Origin of the sequence: Burkholderia sp. AU33423, assembly GCF_002223135.1 — a bacterium.
Taxonomy (GTDB): domain Bacteria; phylum Pseudomonadota; class Gammaproteobacteria; order Burkholderiales; family Burkholderiaceae; genus Burkholderia; species Burkholderia lata_D.
Map to the genome: position 1 here is coordinate 1 of NZ_NKFH01000005.1, position 21,905 is coordinate 21,905.

Annotated in this window: 24 protein-coding genes; 9 read left to right on the forward strand and 15 right to left on the reverse strand. The window is 63.6% G+C overall.

Annotation, left to right across the window (positions count from 1 at the left end):
* The first annotated feature begins 505 nt into the window (after positions 1-505).
* The 4 genes from CFB50_RS12405 to CFB50_RS12420 all read left to right on the forward strand — a co-directional run bounded on the left by CFB50_RS12405 (position 506) and on the right by CFB50_RS12420 (position 4,316).
* A complete protein-coding gene (locus CFB50_RS12405; RefSeq protein WP_089446098.1) occupies positions 506-1,723 on the forward strand; it encodes a DUF2863 family protein in 1,218 nt (405 codons plus the stop codon).
* Positions 1,724-1,935: 212 nt separating this feature from the next.
* Positions 1,936-2,772, forward strand: a complete 837-nt coding sequence (locus CFB50_RS12410; RefSeq protein WP_089446099.1) for a response regulator transcription factor — start codon at positions 1,936-1,938, stop codon at positions 2,770-2,772.
* A gap of 75 nt (positions 2,773-2,847) precedes the next feature.
* A complete protein-coding gene (locus CFB50_RS12415; protein WP_011352675.1) occupies positions 2,848-3,522 on the forward strand; it encodes an energy-coupling factor ABC transporter permease in 675 nt (224 codons plus the stop codon).
* A gap of 140 nt (positions 3,523-3,662) precedes the next feature.
* Positions 3,663-4,316, forward strand: a complete 654-nt coding sequence (locus CFB50_RS12420; protein WP_089446100.1) for a BspC domain-containing protein — start codon at positions 3,663-3,665, stop codon at positions 4,314-4,316.
* An 82-nt stretch (positions 4,317-4,398) separates the two neighbouring features.
* Here CFB50_RS12420 and CFB50_RS12425 read toward each other — a convergent pair whose 3' ends face one another.
* Together CFB50_RS12425 and yaaA are read right to left on the reverse strand one after the other, a co-directional pair.
* Complete coding sequence (locus CFB50_RS12425) at positions 4,399-5,553, reverse strand: M14 family metallopeptidase (protein WP_089446101.1); 1,155 nt, start codon at positions 5,551-5,553, stop codon at positions 4,399-4,401.
* Between the two features lie 126 nt (positions 5,554-5,679).
* Positions 5,680-6,462: a peroxide stress protein YaaA gene (yaaA, locus tag CFB50_RS12430; RefSeq protein ID WP_069248455.1), complete on the reverse strand. Its 783-nt coding sequence runs from the start codon at positions 6,460-6,462 to the stop codon at positions 5,680-5,682.
* 57 nt (positions 6,463-6,519) lie between these two features.
* Here yaaA and CFB50_RS12435 point away from each other — a divergent pair, with 57 nt between their 5' ends.
* Together CFB50_RS12435 and CFB50_RS12440 are read left to right on the forward strand one after the other, a co-directional pair.
* Positions 6,520-7,017 (forward strand): putative toxin-antitoxin system toxin component, PIN family, encoded by a 498-nt coding sequence (locus CFB50_RS12435; protein WP_089446102.1) that lies wholly within the window; start codon positions 6,520-6,522, stop codon positions 7,015-7,017.
* Positions 7,018-7,050: 33 nt separating this feature from the next.
* A complete protein-coding gene (locus tag CFB50_RS12440; RefSeq protein WP_089446103.1) occupies positions 7,051-8,223 on the forward strand; it encodes a pyridoxal phosphate-dependent aminotransferase in 1,173 nt (390 codons plus the stop codon).
* Positions 8,224-8,265: 42 nt separating this feature from the next.
* Here the strand turns inward: CFB50_RS12440 and CFB50_RS12445 are convergent, their stop codons facing one another.
* Positions 8,266-8,922: a glutathione S-transferase family protein gene (locus CFB50_RS12445; protein ID WP_089446104.1), complete on the reverse strand. Its 657-nt coding sequence runs from the start codon at positions 8,920-8,922 to the stop codon at positions 8,266-8,268.
* 14 nt (positions 8,923-8,936) lie between these two features.
* Here CFB50_RS12445 and CFB50_RS38705 point away from each other — a divergent pair, with 14 nt between their 5' ends.
* From CFB50_RS38705 to CFB50_RS12455, 3 genes are all read left to right on the forward strand, one after another.
* Positions 8,937-9,128 carry a hypothetical protein gene (locus CFB50_RS38705; protein ID WP_144020651.1) on the forward strand — a complete coding sequence of 64 codons (192 nt, stop codon included), beginning with the start codon at positions 8,937-8,939 and terminating at the stop codon, positions 9,126-9,128.
* Positions 9,125-9,916, forward strand: coding sequence for an oxepin-CoA hydrolase, alternative type (locus CFB50_RS12450; RefSeq protein ID WP_089446105.1), 792 nt, complete (start codon positions 9,125-9,127; stop codon positions 9,914-9,916). Before CFB50_RS38705 ends, CFB50_RS12450 begins: the two co-directional genes overlap by 4 nt.
* Before the next feature lie 238 nt (positions 9,917-10,154).
* Entirely contained in the window at positions 10,155-10,847 is a 693-nt protein-coding gene (locus tag CFB50_RS12455; protein WP_089446106.1) for a glutathione binding-like protein, read from the forward strand.
* A gap of 47 nt (positions 10,848-10,894) precedes the next feature.
* Here the strand turns inward: CFB50_RS12455 and CFB50_RS12460 are convergent, their stop codons facing one another.
* From CFB50_RS12460 to CFB50_RS12515, 12 genes are all read right to left on the reverse strand, one after another.
* Complete coding sequence (locus tag CFB50_RS12460) at positions 10,895-11,371, reverse strand: MaoC family dehydratase (protein ID WP_089446107.1); 477 nt, start codon at positions 11,369-11,371, stop codon at positions 10,895-10,897.
* Entirely contained in the window at positions 11,368-11,829 is a 462-nt protein-coding gene (locus tag CFB50_RS12465) for a MaoC family dehydratase (RefSeq protein WP_039370623.1), read from the reverse strand. The genes CFB50_RS12460 and CFB50_RS12465 overlap by 4 nt, the downstream gene beginning before the upstream one ends.
* A 37-nt stretch (positions 11,830-11,866) precedes the next feature.
* Positions 11,867-13,000 carry an acyl-CoA dehydrogenase family protein gene (locus tag CFB50_RS12470; protein ID WP_089446108.1) on the reverse strand — a complete coding sequence of 378 codons (1,134 nt, stop codon included), beginning with the start codon at positions 12,998-13,000 and terminating at the stop codon, positions 11,867-11,869.
* Positions 13,001-13,019: 19 nt separating this feature from the next.
* Complete coding sequence (locus tag CFB50_RS12475) at positions 13,020-14,216, reverse strand: acyl-CoA dehydrogenase family protein (protein ID WP_069248462.1); 1,197 nt, start codon at positions 14,214-14,216, stop codon at positions 13,020-13,022.
* A gap of 54 nt (positions 14,217-14,270) precedes the next feature.
* Positions 14,271-14,693 (reverse strand): DUF1178 family protein, encoded by a 423-nt coding sequence (locus CFB50_RS12480; protein WP_069248463.1) that lies wholly within the window; start codon positions 14,691-14,693, stop codon positions 14,271-14,273.
* Between the two features lie 136 nt (positions 14,694-14,829).
* Entirely contained in the window at positions 14,830-15,420 is a 591-nt protein-coding gene (locus CFB50_RS12485) for an NUDIX domain-containing protein (RefSeq protein ID WP_089446109.1), read from the reverse strand.
* A 36-nt stretch (positions 15,421-15,456) separates the two neighbouring features.
* Positions 15,457-15,753, reverse strand: a complete 297-nt coding sequence (locus CFB50_RS12490; RefSeq protein WP_039370614.1) for a DUF2818 family protein — start codon at positions 15,751-15,753, stop codon at positions 15,457-15,459.
* On the reverse strand, positions 15,753-17,207 hold the full coding sequence (gene nuoN / locus CFB50_RS12495; RefSeq protein ID WP_174944551.1) for an NADH-quinone oxidoreductase subunit NuoN: 1,455 nt from the start codon (positions 17,205-17,207) through the stop codon (positions 15,753-15,755). The genes CFB50_RS12490 and nuoN overlap by 1 nt, the downstream gene beginning before the upstream one ends.
* Positions 17,208-17,243: 36 nt before the next feature.
* On the reverse strand, positions 17,244-18,734 hold the full coding sequence (locus CFB50_RS12500) for an NADH-quinone oxidoreductase subunit M (RefSeq protein ID WP_011352692.1): 1,491 nt from the start codon (positions 18,732-18,734) through the stop codon (positions 17,244-17,246).
* Positions 18,735-18,750: 16 nt separating this feature from the next.
* The gene (gene nuoL, locus CFB50_RS12505; RefSeq protein WP_039370608.1) at positions 18,751-20,805 is read right to left on the reverse strand and encodes an NADH-quinone oxidoreductase subunit L; all 2,055 of its coding nucleotides are present in this window, start codon (positions 20,803-20,805) and stop codon (positions 18,751-18,753) included.
* A 17-nt stretch (positions 20,806-20,822) separates the two neighbouring features.
* Entirely contained in the window at positions 20,823-21,128 is a 306-nt protein-coding gene (gene nuoK, locus CFB50_RS12510; protein ID WP_006478272.1) for an NADH-quinone oxidoreductase subunit NuoK, read from the reverse strand.
* Between the two features lie 17 nt (positions 21,129-21,145).
* The gene (locus CFB50_RS12515) at positions 21,146-21,796 is read right to left on the reverse strand and encodes an NADH-quinone oxidoreductase subunit J (RefSeq protein ID WP_046544750.1); all 651 of its coding nucleotides are present in this window, start codon (positions 21,794-21,796) and stop codon (positions 21,146-21,148) included.
* Between the last annotated feature and the right edge of the window lie 109 nt (positions 21,797-21,905).

Sequence of the window (21,905 nt, forward strand, 5' to 3'; positions counted from 1 at the left end):
ATGAATCACTTCATAAACCTGACTTACTTTAGTGTGAGACTCTTGATACTTTCGCTATCTGATCCGAGGATCAGCTCGCTTTCATCAAGCGCCCACACTTATCGGCTGTTAATTTTTAAAGAGCATTCTGCGAGGAACTTCGTGTTTCTCAGCAGCGCTGCGTTTTCAGCAGCAGAGAAGCGAGATTATGAACCGTGTTTCGCAGTTCGTCAACAACTTTTTTACTGCATCGTTGCGACTGCGGGGCTCAACTTCCAGGCCAGCTGCGCGCTTCAGACTCCAGCGCACCACCCGCCCTGCTTCCCTTCTCCCGCGCCGCGTTTCCGTTAGCGCGAAAGAGGCGTGATTGTAGGCAGCCTCTTCGATCTGCGCAAGGGGTTTGAAGCAACTTTTTTACAAAAGTGCAATTTGGCCGGTCGGCCATGCGTCGGCACGAGACCGCTTATGGTGCAAAGAACGGACTAGAATGTGAGGTTCTTCGCCTCTTTCTATATACGCCTTTAATATGCGCCAGCGAATCGCCAAACGCCTCCCCCCCGATGCCGACAAACTGGTCGGCCTGTCGCTTGCGCTCTTCGCCTCGGGCAGCCGCATCGAGGACCGCTTCTGGGAAGCGAAGCTCGATGCGCTGCTCGCCAAGATTGTCCGCAACGGCAACCAGACCACGCTCGACGCAGCGCTCGACCATCTGCAGCAGAATCATCCAGACGCCTATGGCGCGCTCGCCGACATGGCCGAGACGCACAGCGAGTCGATGGTGATCGAGCACGACAGCCAACCGTTCGATGCGCTGCTGGTCGCCGTCCCGGTTCTCGCATGGACGCGCTACATGATTCCATCGGGCCCGCTCAAGGGCGACGTTGCCGACGCGCTTCGAACGCACCTGCAAGCGCACGTCCTTGCGACCGGTACCCTCGTCGGGCTTGCCCCGTTCCTCTACAGCATCGACCAGTTGCCGCGACACCACGTCGAGACCTACCGGCTCGCCCAGCAGCTCGCGCATGGGGCGATCAGCCAGCACACGCCCAAGCTCAGCTTCGGCGACCTGCCCGAAACCTCGCCGATCCTGGCCGACCCGCGCTTCCTGCTCGCCGTCGTTGCGGCCCCCGCCGGCGCACCGCTGTTCCGCTGGCAGGAAGAAGAAAATGGCAGCCGGATCGAACGCGGCCAGTGCCTCGAGCAATGGACCACCCAAGGCGGCCCGAACCTGTCGATCGCGCTGCCCGGCTGCGAATTCGAATGCCTGCTTCCGGACGCGTACTATTCGGCATGCCGGGATGCGGACGAACGTATCCGTCCACATACGGTAAGAACGGCCATTCGTTATCTATTCGACACACTTGGTGCAGCACCGCAAGAGCTGCGCGCGGTGGTCGCCGGCTTCGGCGAACGCCGTATCGACGAGTACCGTGTCGGCTTCACACGGCGTGCCAGCAACGACGTAATCTACGGCGTCGTATGGCCGCTCTACGGTCGCGAAAACGGCGACGTGTCGATGGAAAGTGCGACGCTCGAAGGCGAAACGCCGATCGAAGGACCGGTCGAGGAAATCGTGAGCCTGCTGAAGGAATGCGGCGTAACCGACGTCCGGCGGCACGCGGGCCGCTTCGAACCCGAATATTGCGATGACTGCGGCGTGCCGCTCTACGCAGATCCGCTCGGCGAAATCGTCCACGCGGAAATGCCGGAAGACGCGTCACCCGCCCAGCCGCACTTCCACTAATCTGCACCACAGCAGGCCTGACGGCCTGCCCATCTGAAGCCGCTCACGGTTCCCGCCGGAGCGGCTTTTTACTTGTCTGCCTTCCCGCCGCCCGAAATTTCATACTTTTCCTAAGCCTTTCAGCCAAGCAGACATCGTGTAAGGTCTTTGTCATCATCAGACCCAAGACATGCCAGACGGCAGATCAATGGCTCACATAACGGAGGTTGAATATGCGGTTCCTGATGCTCAATTCAGACGCCGAGCGGCGTGACGGACTGAAGGCCCTGTTGCGACAGATCGACCGTCACGCCGGCATCAACGATGCGCCCGACAGTTTTCAGGCGCGCAGGCTGCTGCGCAACCAGCGTTTCGACCTGCTCGCGATCGACTGGCTCGACGTCGGCCGGCTCAGCGAGCTTCAGGCGCTCTGCAGCGCGTGCTCGCCGACACCCGTCGCCGTCCTGGTCGACGAAACATCGCCCGAAGCCATCCAGCGCTTCTTCAACTACGGTGTCGCCGGCGTGATCCCGCATTCCACGCGGCCACACCTGATCGTGCGTGCGCTCGAGATCGTGCTGCTGGGCGGGCATTACATTCCGCCGATTGCGCTCCGCCTGCTACCTTCTACTGCTGCGGCGCGCTACGATGCTCATTTCCAGACGCTCGCCGGGTCGCTTCCCCGCCGGCCACCGAGCAGCCTCCTGTCGCCGCGGCAAGCGCAGATCATGCGCTTCGTCCACATGGGTAGCACCAACAAGATGATCGCCCGCACACTCGGCATCAGCGAAGGCACCGTCAAGATCCACCTCGCCAGCATCTTCCAGCAGCTTGGTGCCGCCAACCGCGCCGCCGCGGTCGCAATCTACAACGGCTGGCTGTCGCCTCACCTTGAGGTGCTGCTGGCGAACCGCAGTCGCGCGCGCAAGCCGACCATCGGCGAACTGGGCCCGGTCCCGCTGCGTACGCAACGGAGTGGCCGCCCGTACCCGTTGCCGGCGGCGATCGACAGCGCTCAGGACCTGCCGATCGCCGCCGAGCCGCCGGCGCGGTTCCGGCGCGAACGCTAGTCAAACAGTCTCGATATTGCGACGGTCGGTGTGTGCTGATTCCCACCTTTGATGCTCAACGAGTAATATGGACGCATGGGTTTTCTTTTCACACCGCTTCCGCTCTGGGTTGGCATCGGTGGCTGGATCGCCGCCGTGGCCCTGCTCGCGCTCGCGATCTGGAATCGTCCCTTCGTGCGCCTGCAGGACGCCACGCTCCAGCACGTGTGGCTCGCGCTCGTCACCGCCATTGCGGTCCTCTGGGCCTCGAATGCGTGGCTCGAAGATGGCATCGTCATGCATCTGCTTGGCGCGACGCTGCTCGTCACGCTGTTCGACTGGACACTCGCACTGATCGCGATGGGCGCCGTCACGGCGGTCGCCGCGATCATCTTCGATGCGCCCTGGCAGGGCATTGGGCTGACCTATCTGATCTACGGCGCGCTGCCGGTCGCCGTGTCGGCATTGCTGCAGCGCGCCGCACTCGCATGGTTGCCGCACAATCTCGCGTCGTTCATTACCGGCCAGGGATTCCTGTCGCCGGCCATCGCGATCATCGCGGTCGCCGCTGCCGCTGCCGGGGTCCAGCTCGCGCTCGCGGATGGCGTTCCCGTCGTGATTCCGGCCGGCTATCTGCTGAACACCGCGCTGCTTGCACTCGGCGAAGCGTGGTTCACCGGCATGGCGACCGCGCTCATCGCCGTCTATCGTCCCGCGTGGGTCACGACCTTCGACGTCCGGCGCTATCGTCTCGGCGGCCCGCGCGCCTGAATTGCCCCTCCGGCGGCGGCGCCGTCGTCACGTGCCGACCGTCCCTCGCTCAGTGCGGCAGAGTGCGACATCTACTGCCGCACAACTTTTTTACGCTAAGATTGAACTCCGGTTCTTCATCGGGCATCTATACGTGCCCGATGTCTCATTCGCTCCTCACCAATAACCAGATGGACAGCTCTCCTGCGTCGCTCCGGATTTTCCGGGCGCTCGGCAAGCTGGCAGCCTGTATTGCGGGCCTGTCGCTTGCACTTCCGACACCGGCATTCGCCGATCTGCTCGACCAGCGCTCCGAACTGATCAACAAATTCGTCAACGAAATGCATGCCGATCCGCTCGCCGCCGATTGTGCAGCGCACGGCAGTTTCATCGCCAGCACGTCGTCGGCCTTCGACCGCGTCGACTTCGCGCCGAACGCATTCGACAGCGGCAACGCGACGATCACGCCATGGAACGACTCGTTCGACCAGGGCAAGCAGCGCGTGAAGGTCGACAATATCGTCACTGTCGACGGCCTCGGCGTCCACAGCGACGGCAGCGACCCGACGCCGCTGAAATTCCGATGCGGCTATGTCGGTCAACAAATGCTCGCGTTCAGCTGGAACGACCCGGTCCCGCCGCTTAAGCCGCGCGTCGAGCGCTCCTCGTCCTCGACGAAGAAATTCAAGGGCAAGTCGCACCGAGGCAAGGGCAAGGCCAAGGCATCGGGCCGTACCGGCAGCAAGAAGGCCGTCGCAACGAAAAAGTCCAGCGGCCAGAAGAAGGTCGTGAAGAAGACCGCGAAGAAGTCCTGATACGACGAAGCGACATCCACAGAAGTAAAAAAGCCGGGGCATCCTGAGATGCCCCGGCTTTTTTCATAAGGCGACGCTACGCTTACGCGAACGTGTCGACGTGCACCAGGATCGCCGCCAGCATCGCCGCGCCAAGCACCGCGCTTCGCTCGCCGTTCCAGCCGACACGTTCGTCGGGCAGGTTCGCGTTGTCCTTGAACGGCATCTCGAGCGTCAGCGACAGACAGCCGAACTGGTGGCCGATGTACTTCGACGCGAGCTTGAGCGCGTCTTCCTTGTACCTGCTCGCGGCATAGCCGTGCTCAGTCTGGAAGTCGGGGCTCGCGACCTTGAACGCTTCGATGAACGCGGTCTGCTCCTTGCCCTGCTGCTCGGTAAAGCTCGGCAGCATCTCGGACCCGGCAACGAACACGTACGGCAGATCCTCGTCGCCGTGAATGTCGAAGAACATGTCGCAGCCGATCGCATGGATTGCATCGCGCACGGCCAGCACCTCGGGGCTGCGCTCGGCATCGGGCGCCATCCACTCGCGGTTCAGGTTCGCGCCTGCCGCATTGGTGCGCAGGTTGCCATGCACGCTGCCGTCCGGGTTCATGTTCGGGACGATATAGAACGTCGCACGATCGTACAGCTTGCGCGCGACCGGATCGCCCGCCCAGTCGCCCCATCCGGCCAGCCGCTTGACGAGGCCTTCGACGAACCATTCGGCCATCGACTCGCCAGGATGCTGGCGCGCGATGATCCACACCTTCTTCTTCGGCGCGCCGTCGGTTTCCGGCGTACCGAGCGTCAGCAGCGACATCGGACGGCCCTCGACCGTGCGGCCGAGTTCGACGACGCTCGCCTGCGGCAACTGCTGGACCGCGCCGAGAAATGCCGCGTGACGTTCTTCCGAGTACGGTTCGAAATACGCGTAGTAGATGCTGTCGAATTCCGGTGTATGGTCGATGGTCATCGTCTTGCCGTCGAACGTCGTCGGCACGCGGAACCAGTCGACCCGGTCGTAGCTCGCCACCGCGCTGTAATTGCGCCAGCCCGACGGATATGCGCATTCAGCCGCATTCTCGAACGTCATCACGCAGCGCTCGCCACGCGCGCCCGTCAAGCGGTAGTAAAACCATTGCGCGAATTCCGAGCGGGTGTCGCCGCGCACGCGCAGCCGAATCGCATCGGGACTGTCGCACGACACGACGTCGATTGCGCCTGCGTCGAAATTGCTGGTGATCGAAAGGGCCATCTGTCTCTCCTTTGTCGACCGGCGTTAGCGCTTTAGCGCTAACGCCGAGCTGGCGACCGGAACAGGCGGTGTAGTGCTTGCCCGGCCTCATGCATGCGCCGGCCGTCTCGTGAACGGCCGGCAGGGTCACTCGCCGACTCGCCGGCGATATACGTAAGTCGAATCGTTCGACGCCGCCGCATCGAACGCATAGCCTTCCGTCGCGAAATCCTTCAGCGCCTTCGGGTCGGTAATACGGTTCTCGACGATAAAGCGCGCCATCAGACCCCGCGCACGCTTCGCATGGAAGCTGATGATCTTGTAGCGGCCGCCCTTCCAGTCCTCGAACACCGGCGTGATGACCGGTGCGGCCAGCAGTTTCGGCTTGACCGACTTGAAGTATTCGGTCGACGCGCAGTTGACCAGCACGCGCGCCGCGCCGCTGCGCGTTTCGAGCTGTTCGTTCAGTGCCCGCGTGATGCGGTCGCCCCAGAACGCGTACAGATCCTTGCCGCGCGCGTTCGCGAAGCGCGTGCCCATCTCGAGCCGGTACGGCTGCAGCAGGTCGAGCGGACGCAGCAGTCCGTACAGGCCCGACAGCACGCGCACGTGCTGCTGCGCATAGTCGAGATCGGCGGACGACAGCGATTTCGCGTCGAAACCTTCATAGACGTCGCCGTTGAACGCGAGCACGGCCTGCTTCGCGTTGGCCGGCGTGAAGGTCGACGACCAGTCGGCGAAGCGCTGGAAATTCAGGCGCGCGAGCGGATCGGAGATATCCATCAGTGTCGCGATGTCCTGCGGCGACAGCTTGCGCAGGCCGTCGATCAGCTCGGACGCGTCGTCGACGAATGCAGGCTTCGTGTAAGACTGGACGTGCGCGGGCGTATCGTAGTCGAGGGATTTGGCTGGAGAGAGAACGATTATCATAGAGGCTCGCTGGCACGCCGTGCCTTGCGGTCAGACGAAAACCACCGATTGTAACGAATGACCCGCTCTCTCGCCCCGCATGCCGCACATCGCGTCGTGCTCGACTCGAACGTCTGGATCGACATCCTCGTATTCGACGACCCCGCTACGCGCCCGATCCGGGCCGCGCTCGAAAGCGGCGCGCTTGCCGCCGTGATCGACGGCCGCTGCCTGACCGAGCTCGAATACGTGCTCGACTATCCGCAATTCCAGTCGCGCGCCATCGACAAGGCGGCCGCACTCGCGACCGTCGCCCGGCTCGCGAGCCTCGTCGAGCCGCCGCCCGTCGACGCCGGTGCGCCGCCGTTGCCGAAATGCAAGGACCGCGACGACCAGAAGTTTCTCGAACTCGCCCGCGCCGCCCAGGTTGAGTGGCTCGTGTCGAAAGACCGCGCGCTGCTGAAGCTCGCGAAGCGCACCGCACGCGACTTCGGCTTCCGGATCGCGCAGCCCGCGCCATTTACCGAGGCCTGCTCGCTCGACGCCGCGCCGGACACGACGACCACGCCGGCCTGACCTACGCCGCACCACCCGATTTCGACCGTATCGATGAACGCTCCTTCAGACATGCCAACGACTCCCGTTTTCCCCTCGCGCCTGCCGAACGTCGGCACGACGATCTTCACGGTCATGAGCGCGCTTGCCGCAGAAAAAGGCGCGGTGAACCTCGGCCAGGGCTTTCCGGATTTCGACTGCGATCCGCGCATCGTCGATGCGGTTGCCGCCGCGATGCGCAACGGGCACAACCAGTATCCGCCGATGGCCGGTGTCGCGCCGCTGCGCGACGCGATCGCCGACAAGATCGCGCAGGTCTACGGCCGGCGTTACGATCCGGCGGCCGAAATCACCGTCACGGCCGGCGCGACGCAGGCGTTGCTGACCGCGATCATGTGCACGGTGCATCCGGGTGATGAAGTGATCGTCGTCGAACCGACCTACGACAGCTACCTGCCGTCGATCGAACTCGCGGGCGGCAAGCCCGTGTTCGTCACGCTGGAAGCGCCCGACTACGCGATCCCGTTCGACCGCCTGGCGGCCGCGATCACGCCGAAAACGCGCATGATCCTGATCAACACGCCCCATAACCCGACGGGTACCGTGTGGCGCGAGTCGGACATGCGCAAGCTCGAGGAGATCGTGCGCGGCACCAACGTGCTGATCCTGTCCGACGAGGTCTACGAGCACATGGTCTATGACGGCGCGCGCCACGAGAGCGTCGCGCGCTATCCGGAACTCGCCGCGCGCAGCTTCATCGTGTCGAGCTTCGGCAAGACCTATCACGTGACGGGTTGGAAGGTCGGCTATGTCGCGGCGCCTGCCGCGCTGACCGCGGAATTCCGCAAGGTCCACCAGTTCAACGTGTTCACGGTGAACACGCCGATGCAGATCGGGCTCGCCGACTACCTGTGCGACCCGGCGCCGTATCTGACGCTTGCCGGCTTCTACCAGAAGAAGCGCGACTTCTTCCGGGCCGGCCTCGAGCGCACCCGCTTCAAGCTGCTGCCCTGCACGGGCACGTACTTCCAGTGCGTCGATTATTCGGCGATCAGCGACCTGCCGGAAGCGGAATTCTCGAAGTGGCTCACGTCGGAGATCGGCGTGGCCGCCATTCCGGTGTCGGCGTTCTATCACGAGCCGCACGAATCGGGCGTCGTCCGATTCTGCTTCGCGAAGCAGGAAAGCACGCTCGCGTCCGCGCTCGAACGGCTCGCCCGCCTGTAAGACCCGCACGGGCGGTCGCACACCGCCCTGCGGGAACCACGCTTACGAACGCGCGACGTTCGTCGCGTCGATATACGCCTTGCGCTCGGCCGCCACGCGCTGTGCGGCTGGGCGCTCGCTCACCTTCTTCGCATGCGCCTTCCAGTCGATGCCTGCATCGAGCAGGAAATCGCGTCCGAATACGGCTTTCGTCGCCATGCCGATGACCGGCAGATGGACCCACGCGGCGATGTCCGCGAGGCCGAACGACTCGCCGAGCACATACGGTGAAAACTGCGTCATCTGCTTGAATCCATCGATCGCGCGCGGCAGGCGCTTCTCGACGTGCGCCTTCATCCCGTCGCTGACCTTGCCGCCAAAAAACGCTTCGGTGTAAACCTCGCGCGCCATCCATTCGAGATACAGTTCGAGCGTCTCGATCAGTTCGCGTACCTTCGCGGCCGCGAACGGGCTCGCCGGGAAAATGCCTTTTTCGGGATAGCGCGCCGCCAGGTACTCGATGATCACCTGCGACTCGAACAGCGCGCCTTCCTCGGTCTTCAGAAAGGGAATCTTGCCGAGCGGCGAATCGGCGAGCTGTGCCGGATCGACGACCGGCAATCCGCATACCGACTCCTCGAACGGAATGTCGTGCTCGATCAGGACGAACTTCACCTTGTTGTAATAGTTGGACAACGGGATACCGCACAGCTGTAGCATCGGAGTCTCCTTCCTTGCTGAAGCGCGGCCGCATCGATGTCGGCCGCATCGGGATTCATCGCGCTGAAAAGCACGTTCGTGCTAGTCTAAAGCAAGTTTTGCGTCCGCCACGACAACAATACCTCTGCTACGACATCGTCCGCATCAGCACGCGCTATGTGTCCGCTGCCGCAGCCCTGCCATCCGATGGAGACACGCTCGCATGAGTGCTGAACTGCTGGCCTCGCGTCCGCCCGAGAGCGAATCGACGCTCGTCCTCACGCTTTCCAACCCCGGCGCGCGCAATGCGCTGCATCCCGACATGTACGCGGCCGGCATCGAAGCGCTCGCCACTGCCGAACGGGATCCCGGGATTCGCGCGGTCATACTCACCGGCGCCGATCGCTTCTTCTGCGCGGGCGGCAATCTGAACCGGCTGCTCGACAACCGCTCGAAGGATCCGTCCTACCAGGCCGACAGCATCGATCAGCTCGCCGCATGGGTAACGGCGATCCACGCTTCGACGAAGCCGGTGATCGCAGCAGTCGAAGGCGCCGCGGCCGGCGCGGGCTTCTCGCTCGCGCTCGCGTGCGACCTGATCGTCGCCGCGCACGATGCGAAGTTCGTGATGTCGTACGCGCGTGTCGGCCTGACGCCCGATGGGGGCGGTTCGTGGTTCATCGCCCGCGCGCTGCCGCGTGCGATCGCAGCCGAGATCCTGTTCGAAGGCAAGCCCGTTGCAGCCGAACGTCTGCACACGCTCGGCGTCGTCAACCGGCTCGCCGTGCCCGGCGCGGCACTGACCGACGCACTGGCATGGGCCGATGCGCTCGCCGGCATCTCACCGAACGCACTCACGCGCATCAAGTCGCTGCTCGACGACGCGACGACGCAACCGCTCGACGCGCATCTCGCCACGGAGCGAGATCATTTCGTCGCATCGCTGCATCATGCGGACGGGCTCGAAGGCATCACCGCATTTCTCGAGAAACGCCCGCCCCGCTACAAGCGCTGAACCGTCGCGCCAGCTATTGAATTGAAGCATCGCCACCGCATCGACCCGGTGCGGCGCGGCGACGCCTCCCTCTCGACGACTCGGGACGATACGCAATCGCCCCCGGCGCCCTGTCATGCAACGCACGCATCGGCACGCACATTTCCGTCGCCGGCAGCCCGCATCGATCCATGCTCTAATAATCGCCTGTCGCGGCGCTGCCTGCGCCGTGTTCGCGCATGCAACCAAGGAGTTCACGATGATCGACGTCTATAGCTGGGCGACCCCGAACGGCCACAAGGTGCACATCATGCTCGAGGAAACGGGCCTCGCTTATCGTGCCCATCCGGTCGATATCGGCGCAGGCGACCAGTTCAAGCCGGAATTCCTGAAGATCAGCCCGAACAACAAGATCCCCGCGATCGTCGATCCGGACGGCCCCGGCGGCACGCCGATCTCGCTGTTCGAATCGGGCGCGATCCTGATCTACCTCGCGGAGAAGACCGGCAAGTTCCTGCCGACCGATCCGGCCGCACGCTACGCGACGCTCGAATGGCTGATGTTCCAGATGGGCGGCGTCGGCCCGATGCTCGGGCAGGCGCACCACTTCCGCCTGTATGCGCCGGAGAAGATCGAGTATGCGGTCAACCGGTACACGAACGAGGCAAAGCGCCTGTACAACGTGATGGACAAGCGCCTCGGCGAATCCGAATATCTCGCAGGCGACGCGTACACGATCGCGGACATTGCGACGTTCCCGTGGACGCGCTCGTGGCAGAACCAGGGCATCGTGCTCGACGAATTGCCGAACGTGAAGCGCTGGTACGACGCGATCGCCGCGCGACCGGCCGTGCAACGCGGTGTCGAAGTGCTCGCGTCGATGCGCAAGGCGCTGCAGGACGACAAGGCACGCGAGGTGCTGTTCGGCGCGACGCAATACGCGAAGCACTGACACGCATGTGACGGGCGGAGCGGCATCCGTGCATGCCGCTCCCCGCTTCAGAAGTAATGCAGCGTGATGAATTCCGCCGCGCAGACTGGCAGCGGCACATCGGGACGCTCGACCTGCACCGTCACCGACCACGTCACCTGCACACCGTCCCGCGCGGCCTCGGCGGTTTCCTTTACCGCAAACAGCGCACGCACACGCGCACCGACTGGCACCGGCTTCAGGAACCGCACGCGGTTCAGTCCGTAGTTCACACCCATCTTCTGCTCGAAACGCATCGCGTCGGCCATCAACGCCGGAATCAGCGACAGCGTCAGGAACCCGTGCGCGATCGGCCCGCCGAATGGCGACTCGCGCCGCGCGCGTTCGGGATCGACGTGAATCCATTGATGATCGCCGGTCGCATCGGCAAAGCCATCGACACGACGCTGGTCGATCGCGATCCAGCCGCTCGCGAGCGGCTCTACGCCGACTCGCGCCTGCAGCGCCTGCGCCGATGCGATCAGCGGCAAGGTCACGTCGGTCATGCGTGCGTGCCTCCCGGATGGCGCAGCCCGAAGATCACCTTGGTATGTACAGTGATCACCGTCTCGCCAGCGCCGTTCACGCCGACCCACTCCGTCGACACGATGCCGCGGTCGGGCTTGCTTTCCGATACGCGCTTGTCGTGGACCTTCTGATACATCGTGATCGTGTCGCCGGCGCGCACCGGCTTGAGCCAACGGATCGAATCGATGCCGGGAGAGCCCATGCTCGTCGAGTCCGACCCGAGCTTCTTGATGAGCAGGCTCATGAACACCGAACACGTATGCCAGCCGCTCGCGACGAGCCCGCCGAAATGCGATGCTTTCCCGGCTTCTTCGTCGAGGTGGAACGGCTGCGGGTCATAGCGTTGCGCGAACGCCTTGATGTCGTCCGGTTCGAACGTGTAGCGGCCCACTTCGGTGGTACTGCCGACCACCAGGTCTTCGTAACTGATGCCCACTAGGTGTCTCCTTCGTTGGTGCACTCGCGCATCGCCGTCATGCCGCGTCGGTCTGCGCGAAATCGGGCAGCGCTGCGATGCGGGCGAGATGATGATCGGTGTCGCCGAGCGTCGTCTCGATGATCGTCAGCCGCTTGAACAGGTGCGCGGCGGCGACCTCGTTGGTCACGCCCATGCCGCCGTGCAATTGGACGGCCTGTTGGCCGACGAAGCGCGCGGCGGCGCCGACACGCGCTTTCGCAGCCGACACCGCCTTGCGCCGCGCATCGGCATCGCCGCTCGCGTAGCGTACGGCTGCCAGATAGGTCAGCGAACGCGCCTGCTCGGCATGGATCAGCATGTCGACCATCCGGTGCTGCAGCGCCTGGAAACGCGCGATCGGCACGCCGAACTGTTCGCGTGTCTTCGTGTATTCGACCGTCGCGCGATTCAGTTCGTCGAGCACGCCGACCGCCTCCGCGCACAGCAGGAACGTCGCGTAATCGGCAACCTGCTCGAGGGCCGCAGCGTCGCGCGCACCGCCCGTCAGCAGTCGCGCCGGCGTTTCATTGAACCCAATCGTCGCGGCGCGCTGGCCGTCGATCGTCCGGTAGTCGACCACCTTCGCGTTCGCGGCGTCCCGCTCGACGACGAAGAGGCCGATGCCGCCTCCGTCGACGCGTGCGGGCACGATCCACGCATCCGCCTGTGCGCCATGCTGAACGACCGACTTCGTGCCGGTCAGCCGGTACGTGCCGCCCTGCTCGCGCGCATGCGTGTCGAGTTCGAACAGGTCGTAGCGCGCATGCGGTTCATGGAACGCGACTGCCACACGCTTGTGCCCCTGCGCGACGGCTTCCAGCAGCGCCGCATCCTCACCCGCGCCGGAACCGGCAACGCGCAAGGCCTCGACACCCACCGCCGTTGCCCAGTACGGCTCGATCACGAGCGCACGGCCGAGTTCCTGCATCACGACCAGCATGTCGACCGGGCCGCCGCCAAAGCCACCCTGCGCGTCCGGCACGGGCAGTGCGGTCAACCCCAGTTCGGCAAACGCGCTCCATTGTGTGTCCGACACGCCCGCATCGCTGCGCACGATTGCCTGGCGCGCTTCGAAGCCGTATTGCTCGCCGAGATAACGGCGCAGCGCGTCGGCAAACTGCTGCTGCTCATCGGTAAAGCTGAAATCCATGGTTGTCTCCGTTCCCTGATCACAGCCCCAGAATCATCTGCGCGATGATGTTCTTCTGGATCTCGTTCGAACCGCCGTAGATCGACGTCTTCCGGTAATTGAAGTAGTACGCGGCAAGGGGTGCCGCATCGTCGTCGCCCGCGATGCTGTGCTCGCGCTGGCCGTCGAGGAACGGTACGTCGAACGGTGCGGCGAGCGGGCCGATCGCGTCGACCATCAGCTCGGTGAGCGCCTGCTGCACTTCGGTGCCCTTGATCTTCAGCATCGACGCCTCGGGGCCCGGCCCCTTGCCGCTCGTCTCGCGGCTGACGACGCGCAGCACCGTCACCTCCAGCGCCATCAGCTCGACCTCGAGCGCCGCGACCTTCGCGGCGAACACGGGATCGGCGAGCAACGGCTTGCCGTTCTTGCGCTGGTTCGACGCCACACGCTTCAGGAACGCGAGCTCGCGCTTCGACGCGCCGACGCGCGCGATGCCGGTGCGCTCATGGCCAAGCAGGTATTTCGCGTAGGTCCAGCCGCGGTTCTCGTCGCCGACGAGATTCTCGACCGGCACCTTCACGTCCTCGAAGAACACCTCGTTGACCTCATGGTCCTCGTCGAGCATGACGATCGGGCGCACCGTGATGCCGGGCGTCTTCATGTCGATCAGCAGGAACGAGATGCCTTCCTGTTTCTTCGCGGCCGGATCGGTGCGCACGAGGCAGAACATCATGTCGGCGTACTGGCCGAGCGTTGTCCAGGTCTTCTGGCCATTGACGACGTAGTGGTCGCCCTGGCGCTCCGCGCGCGTGCGCAACGATGCGAGGTCGGATCCCGAACCCGGCTCCGAATAGCCCTGGCACCACCAGTCCGAGCCGTCGAGAATGCGCGGCAGATAATGACGCTTCTGCGCTTCGCTGCCGTATTTCATCAACACCGGCGCAACCATCGATACGCCGAACGGCAGCACGGTCGGCGCGCCGATCCGCGCGCACTCCTCGTCCCAGATGTGTCGTTGCGTCGCGTTCCAGCCCGGGCCGCCGTATTCGACGGGCCATGCGGGCGCAGACCAGCCGCGCTGACCGAGAATCCGGTGCCAGCTCGCGAAATCCTCGCGATCGAGTCGTTTGTGATCGAGTACTTTGGCGCGCAGTGCGTGAGGCAGGTTGGCCTCAAGCCAGGCGCGGACGTCGACGCGGAACGCGTCGTCCGAGGGGGAATAATCCAGATCCATGCGCAGTGTCTCCTGTCCGCAGCCGTCCGGCCCGGCAAGGACTCACTGCATAGGTCATTGCAGTGGTTCTTTCAGCGCGGCAGGAATCGGCAGCGGCATCACGTCGATGCCTTCTTCGGCCAAGGATTGCGCATCTTCGAGCGTCGTGACGCCACGAATGCTGCGTGCCGGCGCCTCGTTGTAATGGATGCGCCGCGCTTCCTCGGCGAAGCGCTCGCCCACATTCTCGGTTTTCTCCAGCACCTCGCGCAGCGCACGCATTACCTGCGCCTGCAGTGCACGCGAATCGACCGGCTGTGCCTGCGTCGCGCCCGACAGGTTCAGGCGCGGCGCCGACGGCAGACGGTTGACCTCGGTCGTTCCGCACACCGGACATTCGACCAGCTTGCGGGACAACTGCGCTTCGAATTCATCGGCGGAAGCGAACCAGCCTTCGAACCGATGACCGTGCGGGCACTGTAAATCGAGGACCTTCATGCTGAATCAGGGCGTGTGACGAGTGTAGCGCAAAAAGCGGTTTTGTGAACGGTCGTGCTAAATACCGGTCGCGCGACGCGGCGGCGCCGCGTCACCGGATTGTAACGCGGCCCCCAACCCGCCGCTGACGCCGCGCTCAGGGCGTCACGACCGGCCCGAGCGGCCACGTGCCCGACAACACCTTGTCGAGCCACATCGTGCCGATGATCGTCTTCACGTCGGTGATCTGGCCCGTACGCACCCATTCCTGCAGGTCGGCCTGCGTCGCGGTGAAGGTCTCGAGGAATTCGCCGTCATCGAGCTTGCGCTCGCCGGCCGTCAGCCCGCGCGCCAGGTACAGGTCGATGAATTCGGTCGAATAGGAAATGATCGGGTGAATCCGGGCCAGGAACACGTACTCGCGCGCCGTGTAGCCGGTTTCTTCACGCAGTTCGCGCACCGCGCATGCGAGCGCGCCTTCGTTCGGATCGAGCTTGCCGGCCGGGAATTCGGCCATCACCTTGCCGATCGGGTAGCGATACTGGCTTTCCATCAGCACGCGGCCGTCGTCGAACAGCGGGATCACCATCACCGCGCCCGGATGCTGGACGTATTCGCGCGTGGCTTTCTTGCCATCCGGCAGACGGACGGTATCGCGCTTGAGCTTGAGGAACGCGCCTTCGAAGATCGCCTCGCTTTCGAGGCAGGTTTCGGTCAGTGCGGCGTCGTGATTGGGTAGTTCGGCCATCGGCGGCTCCGGGAATGAGCGCGACGGCCGAAGCCGTCAGCGTCGTTTGACGAGATACTGGAACGTGAAGCCGGGAAACGCGAACACGACGAACAAACTGAACGTGATCGCGTAGAACTGCCAGCCCTGTTCGAAGCGGTTGCCGGCGCGCGACTCGAGCCAGAAGCCGAGCGCGCCAACGATGAAGTACAGCACGATCAGCTCGCCGATCCGCACCCACCCGCTCTTCTTCGCCGCGCCGAACGGCACGACGGCGAAGAGGCGTTGGTTCAGGAACGGCAGGTTGGCGCAGACGAGCGCCAACAGCACGATAAACCAGCCGGCTGCCGACATTACAGCGGCAGCGTGTGACGAATTGCCTGCAGGCAGGCCGTCAGCAGCGGGCTCGGGATCAGGCCGAGCGCGACGACCGCCAGGCCGTTCAGCACGAGGATCGTACGCTTGCAGAAATCGCCCGAAATCGGCGTCGTATCCTGCGGTGCATCGAAGTACATCAGCTTCACGATGCGCAGGTAGTAGAACGCGCCGAACAGCGACGTGATCACGGCCAGCACGGCCAGCCACGTGAGGCCCGCGTTGACGGTCGCCTCGAGCACGGCGAGCTTCGCGTAGAAGCCGACGGTCGGCGGAATGCCTGCCAGCGAGAACATCATGACCATCATCACGAACGCGAACACCGGGCTGCGCTTGTTGAGGCCCTTGAAGTCGTCGATCGTTTCGGCTTCGAAATCGCGGCGTGCGAGCAGCATCACCACGCCGAACGAGCCGAGCGTCGTGATCAGGTAGACGATCGCGTAGAACATCGCCGAGCTGTATGCGTTCGCCGGTGCCGTTGCGTCGCCCTTCACGATGCCCGCGAGCAGGCCGAGCAGCACGAAGCCCATGTTCGAGATCGCCGAGTACGCAAGCATCCGCTTGATGTTGCGCTGGACGATACCCGTGATGTTGCCGACGATCAGCGACAGTGCGGCCAGGATCACGAGCGCGGTCTGCCAGTTCTGTGCGAGCGGCAGCAGGCCCATCACCAGGAAGCGCAGGCCCCACGCGAACGCGGCAACCTTCGGGCCACCGCCGACGAACAGCGTCATCGCGGTCGGTGCGCCCTGGTAGACGTCCGGCACCCACATGTGGAACGGCACGGCGCCGAGCTTGAACGCGATACCGGCGACGATGAAGACCACGCCGAACATCAGCACGGCTGCATCGGTGTTGCCGCCGACCGCCTTGTACACCTCGCCCAGCTCGAGCGAGCCGGTCGCGCCGTACAGCATCGAGATGCCGTAGAGCACGAAACCCGATGCGAGCGCGCCCAGCACGTAGTACTTCATCGCGGCTTCGCTCGACTGTGCGGCATCGCGGCGCAGCGCGATGACGGCATACAGCGACAGCGACATCAGTTCGAGACCGAGGTACAGCGTCAGGAAGTTGTTGCCCGACACCATGACCAGCTGACCAAGCAGCGAGAACATGCCGAGCAGGAACACGTCACCGCGGAACATGTCGCGATCTTCGAGGTACTTGCGCGAATAGACGAGCGAGACCGCGAAACCGAACGACACGACAGCCTTCATCATGCTCGCGAACGAGTCGACGACGACCATCTTCGAGAAGAAGTAGTACTGCTGCGGATCGAGTGCCTGCACCGCGAACCACACGCCGGCGACAACCGACGATACGACCGCGATCAGATAAGTCAGGCGGCGGCCGGAAGCACCGGTAAAGGTGTCGTTCAGCCATGCGACGACGATGGCGGCCATCACCAGCGCGTCAGGCAACAGGACATTCATAGGAGCGTTCATGATCTTGAGTTCCTCCGCTCGCGATTACTGGGCCAGCGGCAGCTTCGACTGCGCGACATGGGAGAGGAGGTTTTCCACGGAAACGTGCATCACGTCGGTGAAAGGCTTCGGATACAGGCCCATCAGCATCGTGAACGCGGCGAGCACAGCCAGCATCAGGAATTCGCGACGGCCGATGTCCTTCAGCTTGGCAACGTGATCGTTCGCAACCGCGCCGAAGTACACGCGCTTGTACATCCACAGCGTGTAAGCCGCGCCGAGGATCAGCGTGAATGCCGCGCCGAATGCGATCCAGAAGTTGTACTGGACGGCCGCGAGAATCACCATGAACTCGCCGACGAAACCCGACGTACCCGGCAGGCCGCAGTTGGCCATCGAGAACAGCATCGCGAAGGCCGCGAACTTCGGCATCACGTTGACGACGCCACCGTAATCGGCGATCTGGCGCGAGTGCACGCGGTCGTACAGCACGCCGATGCACAGGAACATCGCGCCCGACACGAAGCCGTGCGAGATCATCTGGATGATCGCGCCTTCGACGCCGAGCTGGTTGAAGATGAAGAAGCCGAGCGTGACGAAGCCCATGTGCGCGATCGACGAATACGCGACCAGCTTCTTCATGTCGGACTGCACCATCGCGACGAGGCCGATGTAGATCACCGCGATCAGCGACAGCGTGATCACGACGGGTGCCAGGAAGTGGCTCGCGTCAGGCGTGATCGGCAGCGAGAAGCGCAGGAAACCGTATGCACCGAGCTTCAGCATGATCGCCGCCAGCACGACCGAGCCGCCCGTCGGCGCTTCCACGTGTGCGTCCGGCAGCCAGGTGTGGACCGGCCACATCGGCACCTTCACTGCAAACGCGAGGAAGAACGCGATGAACAACAGTATCTGCGGCGTCATCGCGATCTTGGCGTTCTGCCACGTCGCGAGGTCGAACGAATGCGTTTCCGTGTACAGGTAGATCAGCGCGACCAGCATCAGCAGCGAGCCGGCCAGCGTGTACAGGAAGAACTTGAATGCCGCATACACGCGGTTCGGGCCACCCCACACGCCGATGATGATGTACATCGGGATCAGGGTCGCTTCGAAGAACACGTAGAACAGCAGGCCGTCGGCCGCCGAGAATACGCCGATCATGATCCCGGACAGGATCAGGAATGCCGCGAGGTACTGCGCGACGTTCTCGGTGATCACTTCCCATGCGGCGATCACGACGATCACCGTGATCAGCGCGGTCAGCACGACGAACCACATCGAGATGCCGTCGACGCCGAGGTGATACGCGATGTCGAAGCGTTCGATCCAGGTCGACTTCTCGACGAACTGCAGTGCAGCCGTGCTCGAGTCGAAGCCCGTGATCAGCGGGATCGTGACCGCCAGGCCGAGCAGCGAACCGATCAGCGCGATCCAGCGGGCCGTCCCCGGATTTTTGTCGTTACCCACCGCAAGCACGAGGAGGCCGAAAACGATCGGCAGCCAGATCGCGGTACTGAGAATCGGAAAAGCGTGCATTAAGTTGTCCCCCGCCTTATTTGCCGCCGAGCGTTACAAACAGGGTCAGGAGCCCCAGCATGCCGATGATCATGGCGAACGCGTAGTGATAGATGTAACCGGATTGGAGGAAGCGGATCACGCCGGCGAACCAGCCGATGAACCGGGCGCTGCCGTTGACGAGGCCGTCGATCACCACGACGTCACCTTCCTTCCACAGGCCGCGGCCGATCGCCACCGAACCACGGGCGAACACCACTTCGTTGATCTTGTCCATGTAGTACTTGTTGTCCAGCAGCGTGTAGATCGGGCCGAACGCGCGGCGGATCGACGCCGGCAGTTCCGGACGCTTCAGGTACAGGAACCATGCGACAACGACACCGGCGAGCGCGAGCCAGACCGGCAGGCCCGACACCGAGTGCAGGCCCATGCCCACCCAGCCGTGGAACTCTTCGGCCATCTCGGCCAGTGCCGGATGGTTTTCGCCGATGAAGATCACCTTGTCGAATGCAACGCCGTGCTGGAAGAAGTCGCCGAACAGCATCGGGCTGATCGCGATCGCGCCGATGATGACCGACGGGATCGCCAGCAGGACCAGCGGCACCCACACGACCCACGGGGTCTCGTGCGGTTCGTGCGCGTGGTCGTCATGACCGTGGCCATGGCCGTGATCGTCGTGGCCGTGCGCGGCCGCCATGCCCATCGGCGATTCCGGATGCTTCGGCTTGCGGAAGCGCTCTTCGCCGTGGAACACCAGGAAGTACATGCGGAACGAGTACAGCGCCGTGACGAACACGCTCGCGACGACCGCGAAGTACGCGAAGCCCGAACCAGGCAGGTGCGACAGCTTCACCGCGTCGATGATCGAGTCCTTCGAGTAGAAGCCCGAGAAGAACGGCGTGCCGATCAGCGCGAGCGAACCGACGAGTGACGTGATCCACGTGATCGGCATGTACTTGCGCAGGCCGCCCATGTTGCGCATGTCCTGGTCGTGGTGCATGCCCATGATGACCGAGCCGGCGCCGAGGAACAGCAGCGCCTTGAAGAACGCGTGCGTCATCAGGTGGAACACGGCGACCGGGTAAGCGGACACGCCGAGCGCGACGGTCATGTAGCCGAGCTGCGACAGCGTCGAGTACGCGACCACGCGCTTGATGTCGTTCTGGACGATGCCGAGGAAGCCCATGAAGAGCGCCGTGATCGCGCCGATCACCGTGATGAACGACAGCGCGGTATCCGACAGCTCGAACAGCGGCGACATGCGCGACACCATGAAGATGCCGGCGGTCACCATCGTCGCCGCGTGAATCAGCGCGGAGATCGGGGTCGGGCCTTCCATCGAGTCCGGCAGCCACACGTGCAGCGGGAACTGTGCCGACTTACCCATCGCGCCGATGAACAGGCAGATACAGGCAACGGTCAGCAGGCCCCAGTCGGTGCCCGGGAAGTGCAGGCTCGCGAGTTCCGCGCGCTTTGCGAACACTTCGCCGTAGTTCATCGAGCCGGCGAATGCGAGCAGCAGGCCGATGCCGAGCAGGAAGCCGAAGTCACCCACGCGGTTCACGAGGAACGCCTTCATGTTCGCGTAGATCGCGCTCTCACGCGTGAAGTAGAAGCCGATCAGCAGGTACGACACCAGACCCACCGCTTCCCAGCCGAAGAACAGCTGCAGGAAGTTGTTGCTCATCACGAGCATCAGCATCGAGAACGTGAACAGCGAGATGTACGAGAAGAAGCGCTGGTAGCCGTCTTCTTCCGCCATGTAGCCGATCGTATATACGTGCACCATCAGCGAGACGAAGGTCACGACGACCATCATCATCGCGGTCAGCGAATCGACGAGGAAGCCGACTTCGAGCTTCAGCGAGCCGACGTTCATCCATTCGTAGACGGTCGCGTTGAAGCTTGCGCCGCCCATCACGTCGAAGAAGACTTTCGCCGACAGGAGGAACGCGATCATTACGCCGAGGATCGTGATCCGGTGTGCGCCCTTGCGCCCGACTGCGTTCCCGAACAGCCCCGCAATCAGCGAGCCGGCCAGCGGAGCGAGCGGAATCGCCAGCAGCAGGTTTTCATTGAGTGTCGTTGACATAACAGCGTTGCCTGAAATTAACCTTTGAGCTGATCGAGATCCTCGACATTGATCGTGTCGAGCTTACGGAACAGGGTCACCAGAATCGCGAGGCCGATCGCGGCTTCCGCTGCGGCGACGGTCAGCACGAAGAACACGAAGATCTGGCCGTGCACATCGCCGAGGTAGTGCGAAAACGCGACGAAGTTGGTGTTCACCGCCAGCAGCATCAGTTCGATCGACATCAGGATGATGATGACGTTGCGGCGGTTCAGGAAAATCCCGACGATCGCGATCGCAAAGAGGATCGCGCCGAGCACGAGGTAATGAGCAAGAGTCAGCATGTTTTCTTTTCCTCCGCTTAGCCGTTGGTGCCCGAACCGGCTTCGCTCTGCGCCGTTTCCGGCTGCGGCTTTTCCGCTTCCATCTTCACGAGGCGCACGCGGTCGTTGCGGCGCACCTTCACCTGATCCGATACACGTTGGCGCTTGCTGTCCTTGCCCTTGCGCTCGGTCAGCCCGATCGCGGCAATGATCGCGACCAGCAGCACGAGGCCGGCGATTTCAAACGCGAAGATGTAGTCGGTGTAGATCACCTTGCCGATCAGGCGCGTGTTCGACCAGTTGGCCATCTCGCCCGTCGCCATCGCGTGCACCGTCTGCGTGTCGCCGTAGCCGCGCCACAGGATCAGCGCGGTTTCGATCACGATGATCGCGCCGACCACGGTCGCCATCGGGACGAAGCGCTTGAAGTCGCGGCGCAGGTAGTCGATGTTGATGTCCAGCATCATCACGACGAACAGGAACAGCACCATCACGGCGCCCACGTAGACCAGCACCAGCAGGATCGCGAGGAACTCCGCTTCCAGCAGCATCCAGATCGCGGCGGCGTTGAAGAACGCCAGCACAAGGAAAAGCGCAGACGCCACCGGGTTGCGCGAAGTGATCACCTTCAGCCCTGATACCACCAGGAGCAGCGCGAAGATGTAGAACAGTACGGTCGTGAATTCCATGATTACCGGTTCATCGTTAGGCCATAGTCAGGCGCGGCTTGCGGGACGCTCTCGCGTGCCGCACCCGTCGCGGCGGCTCGGCCCAGGCTTCGGGCCGGCACTGCAAACA